The sequence below is a fragment of the Streptomyces sp. KLMMK genome, from assembly GCF_036961605.1.
GTDB classification, from domain to species: Bacteria; Actinomycetota; Actinomycetes; order Streptomycetales; family Streptomycetaceae; genus Streptomyces; species Streptomyces telluris.
In genome coordinates this window covers 1-13,528 of sequence record NZ_JBAMDC010000171.1, presented here as the reverse complement: position 1 = coordinate 13,528, position 13,528 = coordinate 1, and the positions used below count along the sequence as shown (strand labels likewise).

General features: G+C 70.7%; 15 protein-coding genes. 4 read left to right on the top strand and 11 right to left on the bottom strand.

Annotated features, from left to right (window positions below; genetic code table 11):
- On the bottom strand, window positions 1-971 hold a 971-nt coding region (locus tag V7793_RS22310), incomplete at its 3' end, for an AMP-binding protein (protein ID WP_336009201.1).
- A 145-nt stretch (window positions 972-1,116) separates the two neighbouring features.
- Between V7793_RS22310 and V7793_RS22305 the strand changes: the two genes are divergently transcribed.
- Window positions 1,117-1,848: a hypothetical protein gene (locus tag V7793_RS22305; RefSeq protein ID WP_336009199.1), complete on the top strand. Its 732-nt coding sequence runs from the start codon at window positions 1,117-1,119 to the stop codon at window positions 1,846-1,848.
- A 36-nt stretch (window positions 1,849-1,884) separates the two neighbouring features.
- Here the strand turns inward: V7793_RS22305 and V7793_RS22300 are convergent, their stop codons facing one another.
- The 5 genes from V7793_RS22300 to V7793_RS22280 form a co-directional block, all read right to left on the bottom strand.
- Entirely contained in the window at window positions 1,885-2,583 is a 699-nt protein-coding gene (locus V7793_RS22300; RefSeq protein ID WP_443057966.1) for a TetR/AcrR family transcriptional regulator, read from the bottom strand.
- Between the two features lie 104 nt (window positions 2,584-2,687).
- Window positions 2,688-4,019 (bottom strand): dicarboxylate/amino acid:cation symporter, encoded by a 1,332-nt coding sequence (locus V7793_RS22295; protein WP_336009197.1) that lies wholly within the window; start codon window positions 4,017-4,019, stop codon window positions 2,688-2,690.
- 364 nt (window positions 4,020-4,383) lie between these two features.
- Window positions 4,384-4,671 (bottom strand): DUF4229 domain-containing protein, encoded by a 288-nt coding sequence (locus tag V7793_RS22290; protein WP_168093791.1) that lies wholly within the window; start codon window positions 4,669-4,671, stop codon window positions 4,384-4,386.
- Window positions 4,672-4,753: 82 nt separating this feature from the next.
- Complete coding sequence (gene mqnE / locus V7793_RS22285; RefSeq protein ID WP_058047614.1) at window positions 4,754-5,917, bottom strand: aminofutalosine synthase MqnE; 1,164 nt, start codon at window positions 5,915-5,917, stop codon at window positions 4,754-4,756.
- Window positions 5,918-5,968: 51 nt separating this feature from the next.
- Window positions 5,969-6,424, bottom strand: coding sequence for an Lrp/AsnC family transcriptional regulator (locus V7793_RS22280; protein WP_168093790.1), 456 nt, complete (start codon window positions 6,422-6,424; stop codon window positions 5,969-5,971).
- Window positions 6,425-6,556: 132 nt separating this feature from the next.
- On the opposite strand from V7793_RS22280, the gene V7793_RS22275 reads away from it, so the two are divergent.
- Complete coding sequence (locus V7793_RS22275) at window positions 6,557-6,703, top strand: hypothetical protein (RefSeq protein ID WP_168093789.1); 147 nt, start codon at window positions 6,557-6,559, stop codon at window positions 6,701-6,703.
- On the opposite strand, the gene V7793_RS22270 is transcribed toward V7793_RS22275, so the two are convergent.
- Genes V7793_RS22270 through V7793_RS22260 form a run of 3 tightly spaced genes read right to left on the bottom strand, consistent with a single transcriptional unit; the run spans window position 6,700 to window position 9,815 of the window.
- A complete protein-coding gene (locus V7793_RS22270) occupies window positions 6,700-7,395 on the bottom strand; it encodes a UbiX family flavin prenyltransferase (protein ID WP_168093788.1) in 696 nt (231 codons plus the stop codon). The genes V7793_RS22275 and V7793_RS22270 overlap by 4 nt on opposite strands.
- 51 nt (window positions 7,396-7,446) lie before the next feature.
- Window positions 7,447-8,367 carry a menaquinone biosynthesis prenyltransferase MqnP gene (mqnP, locus tag V7793_RS22265; RefSeq protein ID WP_336009192.1) on the bottom strand — a complete coding sequence of 307 codons (921 nt, stop codon included), beginning with the start codon at window positions 8,365-8,367 and terminating at the stop codon, window positions 7,447-7,449.
- Window positions 8,364-9,815, bottom strand: a complete 1,452-nt coding sequence (locus V7793_RS22260) for a menaquinone biosynthesis decarboxylase (protein WP_336009190.1) — start codon at window positions 9,813-9,815, stop codon at window positions 8,364-8,366. The genes mqnP and V7793_RS22260 overlap by 4 nt, the downstream gene beginning before the upstream one ends.
- A gap of 87 nt (window positions 9,816-9,902) precedes the next feature.
- Between V7793_RS22260 and V7793_RS22255 the strand changes: the two genes are divergently transcribed.
- Entirely contained in the window at window positions 9,903-10,208 is a 306-nt protein-coding gene (locus V7793_RS22255; protein WP_336009189.1) for a PLD nuclease N-terminal domain-containing protein, read from the top strand.
- Between the two features lie 316 nt (window positions 10,209-10,524).
- Window positions 10,525-11,952 (top strand): phosphocholine-specific phospholipase C, encoded by a 1,428-nt coding sequence (locus V7793_RS22250; protein ID WP_336009187.1) that lies wholly within the window; start codon window positions 10,525-10,527, stop codon window positions 11,950-11,952.
- Between the two features lie 24 nt (window positions 11,953-11,976).
- On the opposite strand, the gene V7793_RS22245 is transcribed toward V7793_RS22250, so the two are convergent.
- Both V7793_RS22245 and ccsB read right to left on the bottom strand, forming a co-directional pair.
- Window positions 11,977-12,537, bottom strand: a complete 561-nt coding sequence (locus tag V7793_RS22245) for an SRPBCC domain-containing protein (RefSeq protein ID WP_336009185.1) — start codon at window positions 12,535-12,537, stop codon at window positions 11,977-11,979.
- Between the two features lie 95 nt (window positions 12,538-12,632).
- Window positions 12,633-13,528: c-type cytochrome biogenesis protein CcsB (gene ccsB / locus V7793_RS22240; protein WP_336009183.1), on the bottom strand; the 896-nt coding region annotated here is incomplete at its 5' end.

Genomic DNA, 13,528 nt, shown 5'->3' with positions numbered 1-13,528 from the left:
CGGTCGAAGGAGGCGGCGCGCCCCAGCTTCTCGGCGGTCGCCCGGCCGGTGTTGTAGACCTTCTCCAGCACGTAGGGGATCACGAGCAGGAAGGTGGGCCGGAAGCCGGCGAGGTCCGCGAGCAGGTCCTCGGTGCGCAGGGAGGGGGCGTGGCCCACGCGGACGCGGGCGCGCATGCAGCCGACGGCGACGGTCCGGCCGAAGACGTGCGAGAGGGGCAGGAAGAGGAGCGTGGCTGCGGGCGCCTTGCCGGCGGCCTTGAAGACGGGGTACAGCAGCTCGGTGGAATTGTCGACTTCGGTGAAGAAGTTGGCGTGGGTGAGGACGCAGCCCTTGGGACGGCCCGTGGTGCCCGAGGTGTAGATGAGGGTGGCGATGTCGTCGGGGCCGCGAGTGGCACGCGCCTCGGTGACGGCCGTGCCGGGCAGGCCACGGCCCGCGGCCGTCAGGAGGGGGACAGCGCCCGCGTCGAACTCCCACAGGTGGGCGAGGCCCGGGAGGGCGCCGCGCTCGGCCTCCACCAGCCGCGTCTGCTCCGGTCCCTCGACGACGCAGGCGGCGGCCCCGGAGTCGTGCAGGATCCAGCGGACCTGGGCGGCGGAGGAGGTGGGGTAGACGGGGACGGTGACCAGCCCGGCGGCCCAGGCGGCGAAGTCCAGGAGCGTCCACTCGTAGCGGGTGCGGGCCATGATGGCGAGCCGGTCGCCGGGCCGCAGCCCGTGGGCGATCAGGCCCTTGGCGGTGGCGAGCACCTCGGCGGCGAAGGTGGCGGCGCTGACGTCGCGCCAGGTGCCGTCGGGCTGCTTGCGGCTGAGGACGGGGTCGGCGGGGGCCTCGGCGGCGTTGTCGAAGGGCAGGTCGCCGAGCGACCCGCGGGAGACGGGCGGGACGAGCGGCGGGAGGTACGCCTCGCGGACGACTCCCTCGACGACGGTGACGCGGGGTGGGGCGACGCGGTGCGGTACGGACACGTGCGGCTCCCTACTGGGCGGTAAATGGCGGCAATCTACGCCTCGGGAGCCGCTCCCTCCAGACCGCCGCTAGTCCTTACGGCCACCCGCCGTCTGCCCGTTTTGCCGATACGTGCCCCGTTGCGCCCGTTTTAGCGTCGTGGCCATGAACACCACGCGAAGCACCCGCACCGCACTCCGTAGCGCCATAGCCGGCGCCGTGCTCGCCGGCACGGTCGCCGTCGCCGTGCCCACCGCGGCGCTCGCCGCCGACGGCGGCGGCACCGCCGGCGCGCCGGGCACGGCCTCCGGGACGACGTCCGCAGCGAGCTCCGGACCGGACACCGCCGAGGAAACCGCCAGGAACACCGGCAACGACACGAAGCAGGACGCCCGGAAGGGCGACACCGGCGGCTCACGGCGCACCGTGCAGCTGAAGGACGGCAAGTACGCCGTCATCACCAAGCTCGGCGAGGGCTCCTACAAGGCCGTCGTCACCGGCCCGGACGGCTTCGTCTTCGCCACGCTCACCGCCTCCGCCCCCTCCGTCACCCTCGACGGTGGCCTGAAGGTGACCCTCGACCGGAAGACCGGCCTGATCACCCGGACCACCGTCAAGAGCAGGAACGGCGAGGCCGCCCGCGACACCGCCACCGGGAGCACCGGGAAGGCCGCGGAGAAGACCGCACAGAAGACCGCTCACAAGACCGGCGATCACCGGGAGAGCGGCGACGCCGGCGGCAAAACGCCCCCCAAGGGCGGCGTCGCCGCCGGTGAGGCGCCCCAGGAGCTCCCGGACACCGACCCCGCCCTCATCGGCGGCGCGCTGGCGGCGGCGGGAGTCCTCGGCGGGGCCGGCGTGCTCACCGCGCGCCGCCGCAAGGACGTGCGGCGCTGAGCGGGCCGCCGGCCCCGCGCCCGGACTCCGCCGACGTCAGGAACGGGCGGGCGCCCAGCGCCGCCCGTTCCTCAGGTTCTCCAGCCCCGTCCAGGCGAAGTTCATGAGCGTCTCCGCCGTCCGCCGCTCGCAGGAGCCGGTGCCGTCGCGCTCGTTGGACCACCCGGCGAGCGACTCGGCCGCGCCCACCAGGGCGTGGGCGAGGCCCGCGACCTCGACCTCGGGCAGCGGCTCGGTGCAGCCGCCGGCCTCGGCCGTCTCCGTGATCAGCCGGGTGACGACGTCCACGAGCCGCTGCCGCAGCGCGGCCACCTCCAGCGCGAAGGGCTCCCCGTGGGTGCGTGCCTGGCAGTGCAGCACCGCCCAGCCGTCGGGGTGCGCGGCGGTGTGCGCGAAGAACCCGAGCAACCCGTTCCACAGCCGCCGGTCGGCCGGAGCACCCGGGTCCACAGCCGCCTGGACGGCCGCGATGAGCGCCTCCGCCTCGCGCCGGATGCAGGCGCTGAAGAGGTCTTCCTTCGAGTGCAGGTAGAGGTAGACCAGGGGCTTGGACGCCCCGGCCAGCTCGGCTATCTCGTCCATCGACGCGGAGCTGTACCCGCGGCGCGCGAAGACCGCCACCGCGGCGTCGAGCATCTGGCGCTCGCGCACCTCCCGCGGCATGCGCTTCGTCCTGCCCTTCGGCTTCCCCTGGGCCTGAAGTACGTCGGTCTGTGCAGCATTCACGACAAACATCCCTCCGCCCCCGTCACGTTACCGGCAGGTAATGTTACGGGGTGGAGGGATGCGGGGTAGGGCCGTTCGGTCCACTCCCTACGGACGGGTCAGTCAAGATCCCGTCAGGCGGCCACGGGCTGGGGCTGCGCGTCCACGCGGGACTCGCCGTCCTCCAGGCGGGAACCGTCCGCTGTCGCGTACGCCGCGCGGTCCAGGATCCCCTCCCGGGCGGCCACCAGGATCGGCACGACCGACTGACCTGCAACGTTCGTGGCGGTGCGCATCATGTCCACGATCGGGTCGATCGCCAGCAGCAGGCCCACGCCCGCCATCGGCAGGCCCAGCGTCGACAGCGTCAGGGTCAGCATCACCGTGGCGCCGGTCAGGCCGGCGGTCGCGGCCGAGCCGATCACCGAGACGAAGGCGATCAGGATGTAGTCCTTGACCTCCAGCGGCACGTCGAAGACCTGCGCGACGAAGATCGCGGCGATGGCCGGGTAGATCGAGGCGCAGCCGTCCATCTTGGTCGTCGAGCCGAACGGCACCGCGAAGGACGCGTACTCCTTGGGCACGCCGAGCCGCTCGGTGACCTTCTGCGTCAGCGGCATCGTGCCGACCGAGGAGCGGGAGACGAAGGCCAGCTGGATGGCCGGCCAGGCGCCCTTGAAGAACTGCAGCGGGTTGACCTTGGCGACGCCGGCCAGCAGCAGCGGGTACACGCCGAACATCACGATGGCGCAGCCCACGTAGATGTCCGCGGTGAACGTCGCGTACTTGCTCAGCAGGTTCCAGCCGTACGTGGAGATGGCCGTGCCGACCAGGCCGAGCGTGCCCAGCGGGGCGAGCTTGATGACCCACCACAGGGCCTTCTGCAGCAGCTCCAGCACGGAGTGGCTGAGGGTGAGGACCGGCTGCGCCTTCTCGCCGACCTTCAGGATCGCGACGCCCACGACCACGGCCATGAAGACGATCTGCAGGACCTTGAGCTCGGTGAAGGGCGTGACGATGTCGGTCGGGACGATCCCGGTGAGGAAGTCGATCCAGGAGCCGTGCTTCTTGGGCTCGGCGCCGTCGGCGGCGGTCAGGCCGGTGCCCGCGCCCGGGTCCGTGAGCAGGCCGATGCCGAGGCCGATGACGACCGCGATCAGCGACGTGATCATGAACCACATCAGGGTGCGGGTGGCCAGCCGGGCGGCGTTGGAGACGTTCCGCAGGTTGGTGATCGACACCAGGATCGCGAAGAACACCAGCGGCGCGATGACCAGCATCAGCAGCTGGACGAAGATGTCGCCGACCTTGCCCAGCGTGGTGGAGAGCCAGGAGATGTCACCGCTCTTGGCGGCCCAGCCGAGCAGGGCACCGAGGACGAGACCGAGCAGGATCTGGGCCCAGAACGGGACGTTGGGTATGCGCCCGCGCAGGGACGCCGTGGGGGACGGGGGTGTCGATGACAACGGAAGCTCCGGTTACAGACGGAAGAAAAAGGGCGTGAGGCGCCGGGGAAATCCGTTTGCGCAGGATCTCCGGCCGCGGTGGACATGGCGTCAGCGGCGACAACAGGCCGCGGAGACACAGCGGCAAAGATCGACGTGCAGGCGCGCCACGAGCACGGGGCCCGTGGGGAACTGGTGCGCTGCTGCTGTCTTCATGTCCAATACGTTAACACTCGGACTTTGAGGAGCCCAAAGGTCTTCTTTGGGTCCACGAGACTCCCGCGCACCCCCTGAAACGCCGGATGCCCCGGCGTGGAGCGGAAAGCTCCACGCCGGGGCATCGGCGAAAAATCGGGCAAACGTGACGAGGGTTACACCTCGTCGGTCACGCCCCGTCCTCCTGAGCGGCGTTGGAGTTGATGCGCTCCTTCGCCCGGTCCACGCGCTCGACGATCTGCACGGACATCGCGTCGCGCTGCTTGCGCAGCAGCACCCAGCTCAGCGGCGCCGACAGGATCAGCGAGAGCAGCACCATCCACATCAGGTTCGAGCTGCCCACGCCCAGCGGGATGACGTGCGCGTAGCAGAGCACGTAGACGAGGGCGAAGCAGCCGATGAGCAGGCCGAATCGCAGGGCGGTGTAACGGAGCGACGCGTACTTCTGGCTACTCACGGACGGGACCTTCTTCTCGACGACGACCGAAGGGGGGGCACGCTCTTCAGTCAAACCAGTACAGCACGCCCCGAAGTGGATCTCAGACCCGCATCGGCTGCGGCGATTCGCGCAGCGAGGCGTCCGGTCCGGGGTACTCGCGGATGATCTCGTAGCGGGTGTTCCGCTCCACCGGGCGGAAGCCCGCCTCGCGGATCAGCTCCAGCAGATCGTCACGCGTCAGCTTGTTGGGCGTGCCGTAGTTGTCCGCATCGTGCGTGATCTTGTACTCGACGACCGAGCCGTCCATGTCGTCCGCACCGTGCTGCAGCGCGAGCTGCGCGGTCTGCACACCGTGCATCACCCAGAACACCTTGACGTGCGGCACGTTGTCGAACAGCAGCCGCGAGACCGCGAAGGTCTTCAGCGCCTCGGCGCCCGTCGCCATCGTGGTCCGGGCCTGCAGGCGGTTGCGGACCTTGCCGTCCTTCATGTCCACGAAGTCGTGCTGGTAGCGCAGCGGGATGAAGACGTGGAAGCCGCCGGTCTCGTCCTGCAGCTCGCGCAGCCGCAGGACGTGGTCGACCCGGTGCCGCGGCTCCTCGATGTGGCCGTAGAGCATCGTCGCCGGGCCCTTGAGGCCCTTGGAGTGCGCCAGGCGGTGGATGCGCGACCAGTCCTCCCAGTGGGTGTCGTGGTCGACGATGTGCTGGCGGACCTCCCAGTCGAAGATCTCCGCGCCGCCGCCGGTCAGCGACTCCAGGCCGGCGTCGATCAGCTCGTCGAGGATCTCGTCGGCGGGCAGGCCGGAGATCTTCTCGAAGTGCTGGATCTCGGTGGCGGTGAAGGCCTTCAGCGAGACGTTCGGCAGCGCCTCCTTGAGGGCCTTCAGGGAGCGCGGGTAGTAGCGCCAGGGCAGCGTCGGGTGCAGACCGTTGACGATGTGCAGCTCGGTGAGGTTCTCGCTCTCCATCGCCTTGGCGAGGCGCACGGCCTCCTCGATGCGCATCGTGTACGCGTCCTTCTCGCCCGGCTTGCGCTGGAACGAGCAGTACGCGCACGACGCCGTGCACACGTTCGTCATGTTCAGATGACGGTTGACGTTGAAGTGGACGACGTCGCCGTTCTTCTGCGTGCGGACGTGGTGGGCGAGCCCGCCCAGCCAGGCCAGGTCGTCGGACTCGTAGAGGGCGATGCCGTCCTCACGGGTCAGCCGCTCCCCGGCGAGGACCTTCTCCTCCAGCTCGCGCTTGAGCCCCGCGTCCATGACGTCCGCCTCTCCGATACTTCCGCTTTACGCAACTCTCCGAGCGTATCCCTACGCCTCGTCCGGCAGTTCGCCGACCCGGTTCTCCCACTTCGTGGACAGCACGATCGTGGTGCGGGTGCGGGCCACGCCCTTGGTGCCGGAGAGCCGGCGGATGGTGCGCTCCAGGCCGTCCACGTCGCTGACGCGGACCTTGAGCATGTACGAGTCGTCGCCCGCGATGAACCAGCAGTCCTCGATCTCGGCCAGGTCCCGCAGCCGGCGCGCCACGTCCTCGTGGTCGGCGCTGTCCGACAGCTGAAGGCCGATCAGGGCGGTGACGCCGAGGCCGAGCGATGCGGCGTTGACGGTCGCGCGGTACCCCGTGATGACGCCGGCCGCCTCCAGGCGGTTGATCCGGTCGGTGACGCTCGGCCCGGAGAGGCCCACGAGCCGGCCCAGTTCCGCGTACGAGGCCCGGCCGTTCTCCCGGAGGGCCTGGATGAGCTGCCTGTCCACCGCGTCCATAACCTGGCACCTTTCAATAATCGGCGAACTCGCCGCGTTTCATGTAGAATCTAAGGCATGTAGGGCTTCACAGCCCGCAAATCTTCGCTCAACTCGCTAGATCAACGACGATCCTTCAGGAGTGACGTAACCGTGTACACGATCGAGATGGCCTACGCCCGCATGCGTGAGATGCAGGACCTGGCCAACCGCTCGCGTGCCCACCAGACCGCCGAGCGCCGCGCCGAGGCCAGGGCCGCCCGCAGCGTCAGCCGGGCCGCGCGCGCCAAGAAGCGCTAGTCCCCCTCCGGGGAGCGCGCACCACCCAGCTCTCCCTTCCACCGGCGGTACAGCCGGTGCGGCACACCCGCCGCATCCAGCACCCGCCCCGCGACGAAGTCCACCAGATCCTGGATGTGCGTCGCACCCGCGTAGAACGCCGGAGAGGCGGGCAGCACCACTGCGCCCGCCTCGTCGAGCGCCACCAGCTGCCGCAGCGTCTGACCGCTCAGCGGCGTCTCCCGCACGGCGACGACCAGCGGCCGCCGCTCCTTCAGCGTCACGCTCGCGACCCGCTGCAGCAGGTCCTTCGACAGCCCCAGCGCCACCCCGGCCACACAGGCCGTGCTCGCCGGGACGATCAGCATCCCCTTCGCCGGGTACGAGCCGGACGACGGCCCCGCGGCGAGGTCCCCGGCGGGCCAGAACCGGACGTCGCCGAGAACGGCCTCCCCGAACTGCGGCTTCCCGTCGGCCCCCAGCGCCAGCCACTCGCGCAGGTCGTCCTGCCAGTGCGCGTCGCGGAACTTGATCCCGGTCTCGTCCAGCAGCGTCAGCCGTGACGCGCGGCTCACCACCAGGTCGACGGCCTCCCCGGCCGCCAGCAGCCCCCGCACCACGGCGGCGGCGTACGGCGTACCGGACGCCCCGGACACCCCGACCACCCACGGCCGGCGCTCCGGGCGCTGCGTTACTCGTTCGTACGGCTCCACGCCCCCGAGCCTAGCCGCAGGCCCGGGAGCGCCCGCGCGAGGCGGTCCCGGCTAGACGCCGAGCCCCCGCGCCACCAGATCCAGCAGGGCGCACACGAAAAGCGCAATGCCGATGAACCCGTTGACCGTGAAAAATGCCCTGTTCAGGCGGGACAGGTCGTGCGGCTTGACGATGGTGTGCTCGTAGAGGAACGCGCCGGCCACGACGGCCAGGCCCACCCAGAAGAACACCCCCGCGTCCGTGATCGCCCCGTACCAGGCCAGCAGGCCCGTGGTGATCACATGGCACACGCGGGCGCCGTGCAGCGCCGCCGGGACGCCGAAGCGGGCCGGCGTCGACTTCACCCCGTGCGCGCGGTCCGCCATCACGTCCTGGCAGGCGAAGATCAGGTCGAAGCCGCCGATCCACACGCCCACCGCGAGCCCCAGGACCACCGCCTCCCAGGACCACTCCCCCGTCACCGCGAGCCACGCGCCCACCGGGCCCATCGCCTGGGCCAGGCCCAGGATCGCGTGCGGGAAGTCGGTGAATCGTTTCCCGTACGGATAGACCACCATCGGCACGACCGCGATCGGGGCCAGCGCCAGGCACAGCGGGTTCAGCAGGGCCGCCGCGCCCAGGAAGAAGAAGACGGCGATGCCGGCGCCGGTCCACGCCGAGCGCACGGACACCGCGCCGGTGACCAGCTCGCGGTTCGCGGTGCGCGGGTTCCGGGCGTCGATCTCGCGGTCGATGATGCGGTTGCAGGCCATCGCGAAGGTGCGCAGGCCCACCATCGCGACGGTGACCAGCAGCAGCCGCGTCCAGTGGACGTTGCCGTAGGTGCGGAACATCGCGGTGAGGGTGGCGATGTAGGCGAAGGGCAGCGCGAAGACCGAGTGCTCGATCATCACCAGGCGCAGGAACGCCTTCACCTTGCCGCTCGACGGCGCCGGGCCCGGATCGAGGACCCCTTCCGCTGCGGACGTCACAGCCCGTACTCCTTCCACCTGCGGTCGACCTTCGCCGCCGTCTCCGGATCGGACTCGACCATGTGCGGCCACCCCCCGTCGCGCGTGTAGCCCTCCTCGGGCCACTTCGCCGTCGCGTCGATGCCCGCCTTGCCGCCCCAGAACTGCTGGTACGAGGCGTGGTCGAGGTGGTCGACCGGGCCCTCGACGACCGTCAGGTCGCGGGCGTAGTCCGTGTTGCCGAGGGCCCGCCAGGACACCTCGTGCAGGTCGTGCACGTCGCAGTCCGCGTCCACCACGATGATCAGCTTGGTCAGCGACATCATGTGCGCGCCCCAGATCGCGTGCATGACCTTCTGCGCGTGCTTGGGGTACTTCTTGTCGATCGAGACGATCGCGCAGTTGTGGAAGCCGCCGGACTCCGGCAGGTGGTAGTCCACGATGTCCGGAATGATGATCTTCAGCAGGGGCAGGAAGAACCGCTCCGTGGCCCGGCCCAGCGGGCCGTCCTCCGTCGGCGGGCGGCCGACCACGATGGACTGCAGCAGCGGCCGCTTGCGCATCGTCACGCAGTCGATCGTCAGCGCGGGGAAGGGCTCCTGCGGCGTGTAGAAGCCGGTGTGGTCGCCGAAGGGGCCCTCCGGGAGCATCTCGCCCGGCTCCAGCCAGCCCTCGATGACGACCTCGGCGTTGGCCGGGACCTGCAGCGGAACGGTCTTGCAGTCGACCATCTCGATGCGCTTGCCGGAGATGAAGCCGGCGAAGAGGTACTCGTCGATGTCGCCGGGCAGCGGCGCCGTGGAGGCGTAGGTGACGGCCGGCGGGCAGCCGAAGGCGATGGCGACCGGCAGCCGCTCGCCGCGCTTGGCGGCGACCTGGTAGTGGTTGCGGCTGTCCTTGTGGATCTGCCAGTGCATGCCGATGGTGCGCTTGTCGTGGCGCTGCAGGCGGTACAGGCCCAGGTTCCGCACGCCCGTCTCCGGGTGCTTGGTGTGGGTCAGGCCCAGGTTGAAGAAGGAGCCGCCGTCCTCGGGCCAGGTGAAGAGCGCCGGCAGCTGGTCGAGGTCGACGTCGTCGCCGGTGAGGACGACCTCCTGCACCGGAGCGTCCTTGATCTTCCGCGGGGGCACGTGCGTCATCGCGCCGAGCTTGCCGAACGCCTCGCGGATGCCGACGAAGCCCTGCGGCAGCTCGGGCTTGAGCAGACCGCCGATCTTGTCGCTGATCTCGTCGTAGGACGTCAGGCCGAGCGCCTTGAGCAGCCGGCGGTCGGTCCCGAAGACGTTCATGGCGAGCGGCATGTCCGCTCCCTTGACGTTCTCGAAGAGCAGCGCGGGGCCGCCCGCCTTGTTCACCCGGTCGGTGATCTCGCCGATTTCCAGGTACGGATCGACTTCCGCCTTGATGCGCTTGAGGTCGCCGTCGCGCTCCAGCGCCCGGAGGAACGAGCGAAGGTCGTCGTAAGCCATGCGCTCCAGTATCAAGCACGCACTACGCTGGACCGGTATCGGGGCCGCCGAGCGGCCCGTACCGCCGTTCCCGGGGAGCCGTCCGACATGCTCAGGTATCTGCCGTTCCTGCTGATCCTGGCGCTGTGGATCTACGCCTTCGTGGACTGCCTGAACACCCCGGAGAAAGAGGTCCGGGGCCTGCCGAAGATCGTCTGGGTGTTCGTCATCCTGCTCTTCGGCGAGGTGCTGATCGGGCCGGTCGCCTGGCTGATCGCGGGGCGTCCGCGCGCCGCGGCGGGGTCGCGCGGGCACGGGCGCGGCGGTGAGCGGCAGTGGGTCGCGCCCGACGACAACCCCGAGTTCCTGAAGTCGCTCCGGCGCGACCAGGGCGACCCGCCGCCCGCGGCCTGATCCTGCCCCGGAGTCCCGCCCCCGGATCCGCCCCGCAGCCGCGCCCTGACGGCCGGTCGGAGGATTCGCCCGTCCGGCCGTCACCCGGTGTCACGGCAGTCACCCGCCGTACGGCGTAGCCGCCCATCGCCCGATCGGGTAATAAGAAAAGCCGATCCCGGCCGCCGTACGCCGCCCCAGAGATCAACTCGTCCCTCTTCACGGCCATTTGGCACCCCGTTCACGCCCCCTCTCCTGCCGTTGACACACCCGTGCCGGGAGAGTCCGACAGGCCACACTGAGGCCTCACGCGACTCCAGGGAGAGGGGCACACGCCATGCCCGACATGACCCGACGCAGACTCATCGGCTCCGCCGCGGGCGCCGTGGGCGGCGCCGCGGCACTGTCGCTGCTGCCGCCGAGCGTGCGGCGGGCGGTCGCCGCCGGACCGGCCCGGAGCGGCTCGTTGCGCGACATCGAGCACGTGGTCCTGCTCATGCAGGAGAACCGGTCCTTCGACCACTACTTCGGCACCCTCAAGGGTGTGCGGGGGTTCGCCGACCCCGACGCCATCAAGCTGCCGGGCGGCCGCGACGTCTTCCACCAGCCGGACGAGAAGAACCCGGCCGGCTATCTGCTGCCGTTCCGGCTCGACACACAGAAGACGAGCGCCCAGGCCATCCCGTCCACCAGCCACGCCTGGGCCGTCCAGCACGAGGCGTGGAACGGCGGGAGGATGGACCGCTGGATGCCGGCGCACCGCAAGGCCGACGGGGCGAACGGCCCGTACGTGATGGGCTACCACACGCGCGAGGACATCCCCTTCCAGTTCGCCCTCGCCGAGACCTTCACCCTCTGCGACAACTACTTCTGCTCGGTCCTCGGCCCCACCTGGCCCAACCGGCTCTACTGGATGACGGGCACCATCGACCCCGCCGCCACCCACGGCGGCCCGGTCATCGACAACACCGCGCCCTCCCCGTACCGCTGGACCACCTACGCCGAGCGGCTGCAGGCGGCGGGCGTCAGCTGGCGCGTCTACCAGGAGGAGGACAACTACGGCTGCAACCTCCTGGAGCAGTTCGCCCGGTTCAAGGACGCCAAGCCGGGCGACCCGCTGTACGAGCGGGGGATGCGCCGGCTGCCCGCGGGCACCTTCGAGGACGACGCCCGCAACGGCCGGCTGCCGGCCGTCTCCTGGATCATCCCGACCGCCGCGCAGTCCGAGCACCCGCGCTACCTGCCGGCCGCCGGCGCGGACTACGTGGCGAAGAAGATCGAGGCCATCGCCGACAACCCCGAGGTGTGGGCGAAGACGGCGTTCATCCTGAACTACGACGAGAACGACGGGCTCTTCGACCACGTGCCGCCGCCGGTCCCCCCGGACGGCACGGCGGACGAGTTCGTGGGCAGGCTGCCGATCGGCGGCGGCTTCCGGGTGCCGTGCCTGATCGTCTCGCCGTGGACGGTGGGCGGCTGGGTCGCGGGCGACGCCTTCGACCACACCTCGGTGCTGCGCTTCCTGGAGGTGTGGACGGGTGTGCGCGAGCCGAACATCAGCGCCTGGCGCCGCCGCACCTTCGGCGACCTGACGTCGGCCTTCGGCTTCACCGACAAGGCCCCGCGGCCGCCGCGGCTGCCCGCGGACACCAAGGCGCAGCTCGACGAGGCCCGCTGGAAGGTCGCCCACCTGCCCAAGCCCACGCTGCCGGGCGCCCGCCAGCAGCCGCCGGAGCAGGAGAAGGGCAGCCGGCGCAGGCGCTGACCGGCGGCGCGGTGGCGGGGGTGGTCAGCCGGCCTTGCCGCCCGGCGGCTCGCCCGGGTCGCCGGAGCCGCGCAGCTCGTACTCCGCGCGCAGCTTCCGCCACCGTTCGAGGGTCCACCCCGACCAGTCGGCGGGCCGGCCCGCCAGGGCCTCCAGCAGGTACTCGAAGTGGTGGTGCCAGCCCGCCAGGCAGTCCAGGCGGACGTTGTCGGGGCCGGTGAACTCGTTGGTGAAGTGCAGGAGGGTGCCGCCGACGCTGGCGGGGGCGTCCTCCAGCTCGAAGCGGATCCGGCCGTGGATGTCGACGGTGTACTCGGCCAGCCGCTGCGGCTGCCAGGCGGTGACGCGGCCGGGGGCGACGGTGGCCTTCCCGGCCTCGTCGGTGTTCTGCCAGCGCAGGGTGATGGACCCGCCCTCGCGCTGCTCGAAGGGCTCGGCCGCGGCCAGCCAGGTGGGCAGGCCCTCGGGGGTGGCGATGGCCAGCCACACCTCGGCCTTGGGGAAGGGGAGCGACAGCTCGTAGCGCAGCAGGTGGCTGTCCTCGCCCCGGGGCTCGGACTTGCCGTAGAGGGAGGGGATCTCCATGGGTCCAGCTCTACCACCGCGGCCCGCCTCCCGCGCTCCGGAGAGGGCGGGAAACGGGCCGTACGGGGGCTGCTGTGCGGGGTGCGGGTGACCGCTCAGACGCCGGCGTAGGAGTGCTTGCCGGTGACGAAAATGTTCACGCCGTAGTAGTTGAAGATGTAGCAGCCGAACGCGGCGAGCGCGATGTAGGCGGCCTTGCGGCCCTTCCAGCCGGCGGTCGCGCGGGCGTGCAGGTAGCAGGCGTAGGCGACCCAGGTGATGAAGGACCAGACCTCCTTGGGGTCCCAGCCCCAGTAGCGGCCCCAGGCGGCCTCGGCCCAGATGGCGCCCGCGACGATCGTGAAGGTCCACAGCGGGAAGACCGTCGCGTTGATGCGGTAGGCCAGCTTGTCGAGGGTGGCGGCCGAGGGCAGGCGCGACATCGGGTTGTCGGTGCGCAGCGCGAGCTTGGCCTTGAGGCGGGCGTACTTGCGGTCCTGCGGCAGCTCGTTCAGGTAGCGGCGCAGGCCGGCGCCGGTGCGGCCCTCGACCAGGCGGGCCTCGTAGCCGTCGCGGAAGAGGTAGAGCAGGGTCGAGCAGGCGCCGACCCACAGAGCCGCGCCGGAGAGGATCGCGCAGGAGACGTGGATCCACAGCCAGTACGAGTGCAGGGCCGGGACGAGCTGGTCGCTCTCGGTGTAGAGCACGGAGACGGCGAGGCCGAGGTCGAGGAGGATCGTGGTGATCAGCGGCAGGCCGAGCCAGCGCACGTTCTTCTTGAAGGCCAGCAGGCCGAGGTAGACGCCGACGACCGTCACGCCGAAGGTCGTGGAGAACTCGTACATGTTGCCCCAGGGCGCCCGCTCCACGGACAGCGCCCGGGTGAGCACCGAGCCGGCGTGCAGCAGGAAGGACAGCACGGTCAGCGAGATGGCGATGCGGCCGTAGACGTCGCCCTTCTCGCTGGTGCCCGCGGCGCCCGGGCCGTCGGGCACGTCGCGGGTGCCGGCGG